The organism is Lysinibacillus sp. RU7 (assembly GCF_057837305.1).
The window spans coordinates 61,003-68,988 of sequence record NZ_JBYQFK010000024.1 but is presented as its reverse complement, the minus strand read 5'-3'; the positions used below and the strand labels follow the sequence as shown (position 1 = coordinate 68,988).

At 37.9% G+C, this 7,986-nt stretch carries 8 protein-coding genes; 6 read left to right on the top strand and 2 right to left on the bottom strand.

Features of this window, described 5'->3' with window-relative positions; genetic code table 11:
* Nucleotides 1–204: 204 nt before the first annotated feature.
* Entirely contained in the window at nucleotides 205–1,317 is a 1,113-nt protein-coding gene (gene yfkAB, locus AC3II9_RS16485; protein ID WP_489157182.1) for a radical SAM/CxCxxxxC motif protein YfkAB, read from the bottom strand.
* Nucleotides 1,318–1,469: 152 nt separating this feature from the next.
* Complete coding sequence (locus AC3II9_RS16480; RefSeq protein ID WP_489157180.1) at nucleotides 1,470–2,060, bottom strand: hypothetical protein; 591 nt, start codon at nucleotides 2,058–2,060, stop codon at nucleotides 1,470–1,472.
* Between the two features lie 572 nt (nucleotides 2,061–2,632).
* Between AC3II9_RS16480 and AC3II9_RS16475 the strand changes: the two genes are divergently transcribed.
* The 6 genes from AC3II9_RS16475 (at nucleotide 2,633) to hlpB (ending at nucleotide 7,944) form a co-directional block, all read left to right on the top strand.
* Complete coding sequence (locus AC3II9_RS16475; RefSeq protein WP_489157178.1) at nucleotides 2,633–3,067, top strand: MarR family winged helix-turn-helix transcriptional regulator; 435 nt, start codon at nucleotides 2,633–2,635, stop codon at nucleotides 3,065–3,067.
* A gap of 55 nt (nucleotides 3,068–3,122) precedes the next feature.
* On the top strand, nucleotides 3,123–4,322 hold the full coding sequence (locus AC3II9_RS16470) for a serine hydrolase domain-containing protein (protein WP_489157176.1): 1,200 nt from the start codon (nucleotides 3,123–3,125) through the stop codon (nucleotides 4,320–4,322).
* A 138-nt stretch (nucleotides 4,323–4,460) separates the two neighbouring features.
* Nucleotides 4,461–5,723, top strand: coding sequence for a CYP152 family fatty-acid peroxygenase CypC (gene cypC, locus AC3II9_RS16465; RefSeq protein ID WP_489157174.1), 1,263 nt, complete (start codon nucleotides 4,461–4,463; stop codon nucleotides 5,721–5,723).
* Nucleotides 5,724–5,926: 203 nt separating this feature from the next.
* On the top strand, nucleotides 5,927–7,129 hold the full coding sequence (gene dpaL, locus AC3II9_RS16460; RefSeq protein WP_489157172.1) for a diaminopropionate ammonia-lyase: 1,203 nt from the start codon (nucleotides 5,927–5,929) through the stop codon (nucleotides 7,127–7,129).
* A 51-nt stretch (nucleotides 7,130–7,180) separates the two neighbouring features.
* A complete protein-coding gene (locus AC3II9_RS16455; protein ID WP_489157170.1) occupies nucleotides 7,181–7,441 on the top strand; it encodes a hypothetical protein in 261 nt (86 codons plus the stop codon).
* Between the two features lie 203 nt (nucleotides 7,442–7,644).
* Nucleotides 7,645–7,944 carry an HNH nuclease-like protein HlpB gene (gene hlpB / locus AC3II9_RS16450; RefSeq protein ID WP_489157168.1) on the top strand — a complete coding sequence of 100 codons (300 nt, stop codon included), beginning with the start codon at nucleotides 7,645–7,647 and terminating at the stop codon, nucleotides 7,942–7,944.
* The last annotated feature ends 42 nt before the right edge of the window (nucleotides 7,945–7,986 follow it).

Below are 7,986 nucleotides of genomic sequence, written 5' to 3'. Positions count from 1 at the left end.
GAAGTAGGTAGCACACGGAACGGAGAGCGGTGACTCCAGCGGGAATCGCATGAGCTGAAGGCCCCGCAGGAGTGAGGTACGAGCGACGAGGAGACTGAAGCCATGCCCGCGGAAAGCATCCGCTCGGAGTGTAGTGTGCCATGTATATAGGGTAGCCTCGACTTTTGGTGATGAGCCAATTTATTTGAATTATTCCATTGAAATCTATTTTGTCACAGTCCCGCTACTAAATGTTTGGTCTTGATAGTACATGTTTTTAACAAGTACATTTGGTCCGAGGCATTTGACGGCAGGGCAGTGACAGTTTAGCGATTTGGCTAAATCACTTTGTAGCCATTTGTCAAATACTTGCGGGAGTGTATCCGTTTGAATATTGCCAAGTGGCGGCGCATCACCAAAGTCCGTAACGATCACTTCACCAGAGAAAATATTGATGTTTAAGCGAGAACGGCCATCTGGATCGTTTCGCATCGTCACATTTTTCGCATTACGTAGGCGGTTGAGCAATACTTGATCTTCTTCCTTCGTACTACAAGGGTAGAACGGTAATGTCCCAAATAACATCCATGTATTTTCATCACGAATATCGAGTAAATGATGAATGGCTTCGCGTGTTTCTTCTAGTGTTAGGGATGTTAAAGCGCCAGCGAAGTCTGATGGGTACATTGGATGAATCTCGTGCCGTGCACATTTCATTTCATTCACGATTTGATGGTGAATATGCTCTAAATAAGGTAATGTCTTTTTATTTAGCATTGTTTCCGCTGATACCATCACCCCGTTTTCTGCCAGCATACGGGAGTTTTCAATCATCCGCTCAAATAGGGCAGCACGCTGCTCAAACGTAGGTTTACGTTCCATCATCGCAAAGCCTGTTTCTACGAATTCTTCAACTGTTCCCCAATTATGTGAAATATGTAGTACATCTAAATAAGGGGCGATTTGCATATAACGCTCGCCGTCAATTGTTAAGTTTGAGTTCATCTGTGTGCGTACACCGCGGCTATGAGCATATTGTAAAATCGGTAGTACATAATTTTGCACCGAGCGTTTACTTTGCATCGGTTCACCGCCCGTGATGCTTAACGTTTTTAAATGAGGAATTTCATCTAAACGCTTTAAAATTAAGTCAATGGATAGTGCTTCTGGATCTTTCGTTTGTAAAGTATACCCAACTGCACAGTGCGCACATCGCATATTACAAAGCGTTGTCGTTGTAAATTCAATATTAGATAAAGTTAATCCGCCATGTTGCTCTATATCCATATAAGCTTCCCACGGATCATAACTTGGTGTAATTTTAGGCATTGTTATCATGTCAATCTTCCTTTCACAACTTCCATTGTCTCATAAATTACTATAAGCGCAAATGGTTTTTCCGTAGTCGGAAAATTTGAAAAATAAAAAAAGAGGGGCTTTAATGTAAGAAATATTCATACTTATGATGTTAGACACCTATTCATCTCATTCTAATGGTATTGAATCTCCTTCAATGTAGAAGAAACTACAAAAACACGGTCTTCCATCTTCATTTCATCGATCTGCTTCACTAAGCCAAAGCCACGAACGAAATAACGGGATGTTTTAAAGTCATCTGTTTCTTTTACGACTTCAATCGCTTGTGTAAATGTTTGAAAAGGTGTTTCAACCGTTACATCGATAGCAGTAATGACCCAACCATTAAATGAGGTGTTACGTTCAATCGGTAAAGCTATATATCGTTCAATAGTAGGGAGTTTTTCGATATTATCTACTGTGAGATTTGGCGACGTGATATCCTCATAGACTAAATCGGTTGCTTGATCCGTTATACGATAGAGGCGGTACATTGTGACCCCACCATTATCGATGATCGTTTGAACAATTGTATCCGTTAACCATATTGTTTCTTCTGTAAAAGCAGCATATTCATTGCCTTCTCCTAAAAATACGGCTGTTGTTTGGTCTTCTTTAAAAAATAGCTGTAAAGCTGTTGAATGTTCGAATGCATTTTTATAGTCCTCTTCATGTTCATTTGAATCCGGTAAGCGATCCTCCTCTGCTAGTTGCGTACAAGCCACCAGAAAAAGGCTACACAAAAGTACATATACATACTTCACAATATTCAAACCTTTCACGTTATTTTAAAAACACACATCTTTTGGTCGAAAGGTATATGGAAATAATTTGTTTATGAAAATGTAATAGGGAAATGGGATAGAGCGAAAAGAAAAAATGGAGTAAAGTAACGAGAGTAAATAGTAACAGTATATAAATGACCATTAGGTTGGATAGGTAGAAACCGTAAGCTGAGGTTCAAACATACAGTGACGCTGTATTTATATATGTTCTGAACTAGGATATTAGAAGGGGTTGTATTGGTGTTTAGCACAAATTTTTAGCATAAATTACTAAGTTTTTTCATTTTCGTGTTAGGCGGGAATTTATTAGTACACGAAAATCTTATTGGCAAACTGTACAATGCTTTATGTCTAGTTCTTATCAAAATGAGGAGAATATTTTACTTTTACTACTATACAATTTTTCATCGTATAGTAGAGGTTATTTAAAAGGGGAGAATAAATATACATATTGACGTTTAACAAATCGCCTGCTAATGTTTTAGATATCTAACATATTAGTAGGTGATTTTATGTCTTTATATGAACAAGTGAAGCGCATTAACGAAGCAGATTACACGATAAACCGTCTCATATTTAAACATTACAAACAATATTTAAATAGCGGTATTACAACTCAACAAGCGGTTTTATTGGATATTGTGTACTTAGCAAAGCGTATGACGGTTGGTGAAATCGCGATTGAAATGGGTATCAGTTCGAGCGCAGTTAGCCAATTGATTGCAAAATTAGAAAAGAATCGATATATCAAGCGGGAAATTAATACACGAAATCGACGTGAAGTTTTTATCACTTTAGATGAAAATGGATTTGAGTACTTTTTAAAGCAAGATTATATAGAACAGCAAGTTGTAGATAAAATTTACAGTAAACTTTCATCAAAAGAGGTGGATGAATTAGAACGCATTGTAGGAAAATTAAGAGACATTGCGATGAAGGAATTATAGAGAATTTCTTCATATCCGATATGTTAGATATCTAATATGTTTAGGGGGTTAAATAGTGAGGGAGTTACTTGAACAAATGGCTTTTAATGGGGCGATATATCATGAAAAAAATGGACAAATTCAACAATACTATCATGGTTATCAAGAAGTTGCAAAACAAAACCACATTACAGAAAGGACGCAATTTAATTTAGCATCGCTAAGTAAAATGTATACAGCTGTAATGATTTTTCAGCTAATTGAAAAAGAACAGCTACAATTAAAAGATAAGATTACAAATTGGTTTATTGCACCAAATTTTGCGGAGGTAACAATTGGACAATTACTGACACACACATCTGGTATTCCTGAATATATAGCAGCCGAAGATTCAACAATAAGTGTTCAATCATTTGTTGCAGTAGCGCAACCACAATATGCGCCCAATGAGTATTGGGCTTATAGTAATACGAATTATGTACTACTTGCAAAAATTATTGAGGAAGTCACGGGATTATCGTATGAAACATATTTACAACAATATATTGCGAGACCGTTAAATTTAAAGCAGACGACAACACAACCGACACACCTATGTAAAGCACAAGGTCAAATGTATGATTATGAGGAGCAACAATATCAAAGGGTAATGGATGACCTGTATGTAAAGGTTAGTAAACAGTGCAATGATGGATATGGTGATGGTGGTATTTATGCAACAGTGATCGAAGTAGCGGCGTTTCTAAAAGCATTTTGGCAAGGGAATTACATTAACAAAGACACGGTGAAATGTATGTTAACACGAACAGAGCTGGCTGAACATTATAGCTATGGTTTTATAATCCAAGGCGATTGGATTGGACATACAGGGGGCTGGCTTGGTTGCTCCGCTCAAGCCTTTATTCATACATCAACAGAAGAAGTGATTGTATTAGCGACAAACCAAGAAGTATTTCCACAATATGAACAAGAAATTATGGATTACTTGAAGGGAGTACGGCATGCTATAGAAGCGCCAAAGTCGATAGTCATTTTGCCGCTCACACAGGAAGATAATATTAGCGGACAGTATGAACTAGCGGATGAATTGGGTACAAGATTTACGATTGAAAAGGATAAACAATTTATGATTTCATTTGAGCATCAGTTGTCTGTACCACTTTTTAAAATAGATGAGTCCTATTATTGGATACGTAATACGATGAGTTATATAGATGTTATAAATCAATTATTCATTGATGAAGGAGCGGAAGTACCGTATCAAAAAGTAGATTGAACTGCATGCTTGTATGAATAACCCATAGAGGGGGATGTACAGTTTATTGTAAAGATTCTTTTTCCATTTTAATAAATAGCATAAACTGAAATCCATTTAGAGATAATAGAAGGGAATCTAAGTAAAGAGGTGACAGTAATGGAAAATGAAATGCCACGTGAGAAAGGGATCGATCACAGTATTAGTTTTTTACAAGAGGGATATGAGTTTATTGTTAATCGACAGAGGCAATTGCGTTCGAATGTTTTTGAGACGCGGATTTTAGGAAAAAAAGCTATCTGTATGATTGGGGAAGAAGCGGCTAGACTTTTTTACGATACAGATAAATTTCAACGTAGTGGTGCGGCGCCCAATCGTATTGTCCAAACGCTTTTTGGTGAAAATAGTGTCCAAACACTAGATGGGGAGGCACATCGTCATCGAAAAGAAATGTTGATGTCGGTCATGACAAAAGAGGAAGTGGCTCGCATTGTAGATATGACAAAATTACAATGGGAGCAATCTATCGACCAGTGGAGCCAAAAGGATTCCATCGTGTTTTATGATGAAATGAAGGAACTACTATGTAAAGTCGCATTTCAATGGATTGGTTATCCCCTTCATGAACAAGATACGAAAAGGCTGACGAAAGAATTAGCGGCCATGTTTGAGACACCTGCTGTATTTGGTGTGACACATTGGATTGGGAGAAGTTACCGGAATCAAGTAGAAAAAAATATGCAACAGCTCATTCGAGATACGCGCGATGAAAAAATAAAGTTTCCTAAAAATTCAGTGCTTCATAAATTTGCATTTTATAAAGATGTAGATGGCTACGTATTAGATGAAGAGACAGCCGCTGTTGAGATTATCAATTTACTTCGCCCGATTGTAGCCATTGCCATTTATGCAAACTTTACATTACTTGCGCTTCACGAATTCCCGAAAGAAAAAGAAAAATTACAGAACTATCCAGATTATCCGCGCATGTTTGTACAAGAAGTGAGACGTTTTTATCCGTTCTTCCCATTTATCGTAGCGACGGTAAAAGAAGATTTTACGTGGAACAACCATGAATTTAAAGCGGGAACAATGACCTTACTTGATTTATATGGAACGAATAATGATCCGGCGTTGTGGGAAAATCCCGGTTCATTTTATCCTGAACGTTTTGCGAGCTGGCAAGGCAGTCCGTTTAGCTTTATCCCACAAGGGGGAGGCGATTATATTTTAGGGCATCGCTGCGCAGGGGAACAAATGACGATTGAAATCATGAAGGTGAGTTTAGATTACTTAGTCAATAGAATCCAATACGATATCCCTGAACAAGACTTAAGCTTTGACTTAAACGACATCCCAAGCATTCCGAAAAGTAAAATCATTTTGGAAAATGTGCGAAGGGGACAGGAGAATATACAGTAAAGTGAATACTATAGAGCTTAAACGGTTTTAGCGAAGTTTAGGCTCTTTTTTATGTCTTCTTTTGGCATTTAACAGGATTCAAGCTATTATAAGTATATAAATCTAGAATTATTTGCGTAGGAAAGAAAATTATGGTTAATGATACAGCACGTCGAGTAACCGTATTCTTACATCGCATAGTATATGAAATAGGAGGTTTTGAAATGCAATATCAAACGTATATTCAATGGACAAAAAATCACCATCAAAAGGAAGAGCGCGGCCCAATCTATTCACATTTTCAGCAAAATATCATCGAAGAAGTGTTAAAGTTTCAGCAATCACATATAGCGTATACGAAAACACCATTACATAGCTTGCAACAACTAGCAAAGAAATTACATGTAGAAACGATTCATGTGAAGGATGAATCCCAAAGATTTGGCTTAAACGCCTTTAAAGTATTAGGAGGGATTTATGCCATCGCGAAATACATCGCAGATACTTTAGCAATCCCTTTTGAAAATCTCACATTTGATGATTTAAAAAGCGAGGAAGTTAAAAAGAAACTCGGACAGTTAACCTTTATCACAGCGACAGATGGCAATCATGGGCGCGGCGTAGCTTGGGCTGCACGGGAGCTTGGCCATCAATCGATTGTCTTTATGCCAAAAGGTTCTGCTCAACAACGATTAGAGGCGATTCGTTCTGAAGGAGCAGATGCCCATATTTTAGAGCTGAACTATGATGATTGTGTCAGGGAATGCGCGAGATTAGCAGAAACAAAAGGTTATATAGTGATTCAAGATACAGCTTGGGAGGGCTACGAACATATTCCACTGTGGATTATGCAAGGATATGCGACGATAGGGTTAGAGATTGCAGAGGAATTGCCAACTCCACCAACACATATCTTTTTACAAGCAGGGGTAGGCTCTTTTGCGGGCGCCATCACGGCATTTTTCGATCAGCTATATCCGGAGAATCCACCTAAAATCATCATTGTAGAAGCGGACAAAGCCGATTGCTATTATCAATCATTTTTGACAAAGGATGCTTCGATTCAATTTGTAACGGGGGATATGGCCACAATTATGGCAGGATTAGCTTGCGGTGAACCGAACAAAGATGCCTACCGTATTTTGAGCGATAGCGCCATTGCAACGTTTTCTTGTGACGATGCCATTGCAGCATTAGGTATGCGTATTTATGGCAATCCGTGCAACGGAGATCCTGCTATTATATCGGGAGAATCCGGTGCGGTAACGCTTGGGCTACTATATTATTTACAAAAGTTTCAGCCAGAAATAGGGAAAGCACTTGGTTTAGACAGGCAATCTCGCGTATTACTTATATCCACGGAAGGCGATACAGACCTAGAACAATATGAAAAAGTAACATGGTTAGGACATTTTTCATTAACGTAACTTTAGTAGACAAAGAGAAAGGCGGAGGTCAAAATTAAATCAAAGTTGGTAATGGTCAATGTTATATGTAGTGGTGTTGTTGCATTATTAATCGCTTGGTTTTTTGCAGAAGGTGCATTAGGTGACGCCAAGGCGTTGACACCCGAATTCTTTTTTATCCTACCGATATGGGCGATCGGGGTATTACTAATGTGGCGATTCGTTTTCAAAGACGGACCCGAAAATATTTCGCGTTTTAAGATAATCGTAAGTAACTTTCTACTTTGGTTAACGATTCCGCTTGGTTTAATGTTTGCGTTTCAGTTCATATAAGGTACAAGAAAGTTCCTCTTCATGAACGTAACATGGCGTTAGTTATAAGAAAAGTCGATTCGACGTAGTTGCAATCGGCTTTTTTGTATGAAAATTTATTGCATGATCAAAAAAATGTCCTAATGATTTACTAAAAGTGGCGAATAATATCATTACTTCATCGAATGGAGCAATCGAAATATCGCAATAGAAAGGAGAAGAGTATGGCGAAGAAAGTAGATGTTTGTGCATTATGTAAGCGAACGGAAGTGGAAACGACAGAGCATCATTTAATTCCAAGAGAAGAAGGCGGGAATCATGGGCCAACTGCTTTTCTTTGCATTCCTTGCCATAAAAATATCCATGCTTTATATACGAACAAAGAATTAGCAATTAGATTAAATTCAATTGAAGCACTAAAAGCAGATGAACAAGTGTGGAAATTTGTAAAATGGATTAGAAAACAGCCTGCTTCTACATTAGTTAAAACAAAACGCTCTAAAAATAAGCCGAGTAGAAGGTGAAATCGGGGCGACACTAGGAGCACGTCATCAACAGTATGTCGA